Origin of the sequence: Methanoregula sp., assembly GCF_002835825.1 — an archaeon.
Taxonomy (GTDB): domain Archaea; phylum Halobacteriota; class Methanomicrobia; order Methanomicrobiales; family Methanospirillaceae; genus Methanoregula.
Map to the genome: position 1 here is coordinate 1 of NZ_PIZH01000649.1, position 1176 is coordinate 1176.

General features: G+C 56.5%; 2 protein-coding genes. Both read right to left on the bottom strand.

The annotated features are described in order from the left end of the window. Window positions 1-341: hypothetical protein (locus CW742_RS14120; protein WP_292421468.1), on the bottom strand; the 341-nt coding region annotated here is incomplete at its 3' end. Window positions 342-366: 25 nt separating this feature from the next. Beyond that, on the bottom strand, window positions 367-903 hold the full coding sequence (locus CW742_RS14125; protein ID WP_292421470.1) for an RDD family protein: 537 nt from the start codon (window positions 901-903) through the stop codon (window positions 367-369). Window positions 904-1176 lie beyond the last annotated feature (273 nt).

Here is a 1176-nt window from a genome sequence, read left to right on the forward strand (position 1 = left end):
TACACGTACCGGCCGGGGCTGGTGAACCGGTAACGGTAGGACTGCCCGGGCTCGAGCGGGCCGGATTCAAAAAGAACGTTTTTGTCCGGCTGCACTGGCATATGGACAACCCTGCGGTTGATCCGGGGCTCCTCATTGATCCAGACGACCGTTGTCCCGGCCGTTATGTACAGGTGTTCGGGATTATACGAACGGGCGTTTAACGAGACATACCGGACCCCGCCATCCGGTGCGGTGGTGATCTGCGTTAATTCAGGTTCATCGGCAGGTGCCGGGCTGGTGCACCCGCTGGCGAACAGGAGCGATGCAAGGATCAGAACCAGGAGAACGCGTTGCTGCATACCCGTAAGATGGCGGCCAGACCTGTTATTCCTTTTCCCTGACATAGACGATCCCGTTTGGCTCCCGGTAATCGGTCTTGATCACGATGGTGTTCGAGATACGGTTGAAGACCCTCAGTCTGGTCCCCGGCATGGCAAGCCAGCCGATAAGGCAGTCAAGCACAAGGACGATGATGAGCGGCGGACTTAAGAAAGCCTTTGGCAGTGCCTCGATCGCGGCAGTGCGATAGGAGATCTTCGACCCGTCACGGTTCACGACCCTGAGGTTCATCACCATCTTGCCGATAGACTGGCCCCGGAATCCCTCCATCACCGTCCAGTACAGGAAGATGAGGACCGTCTCGAGCCCGATCGCAGGAATGCCCCAGTGCCGGAAATCCCAGAGAAGCGGCAGATTCCAGATCCCGGCGAAGAGCCCGGTGATGACGTTCCAGAAAAGAATGATGATGATGAAGTCAATGACAAATGCATAGAACCGCACACTCCATCGGGCAAGGTACAGGGTCCTTGCCGGAGCCGGGCCTATGCCGGTCTGCTCTGGTGTGCGCTCATTTTCATGCATCTGCTGAGTATTAACCGGATGCACGCATCAAGGTTATCCTATGGTTGTTTCCGGGGGTGGCGGGGTAAAAAAAATAGCGGGAATAACCTATATCTCCCGTGCAGCGCAGCACTTCCGGAAGAAGAACGGGGCGCGGGTACCTTATGTCCGCTGCTGTATTCACCGAATAGACAGGGTCCCAGAAAGACGTCACATTGGTCGGGTCCTCTAGATACAGGGGAGGCTGGTACCGTCTCCTTGTCCGGAAGATCAATTGCTAGGTCACACGATGTG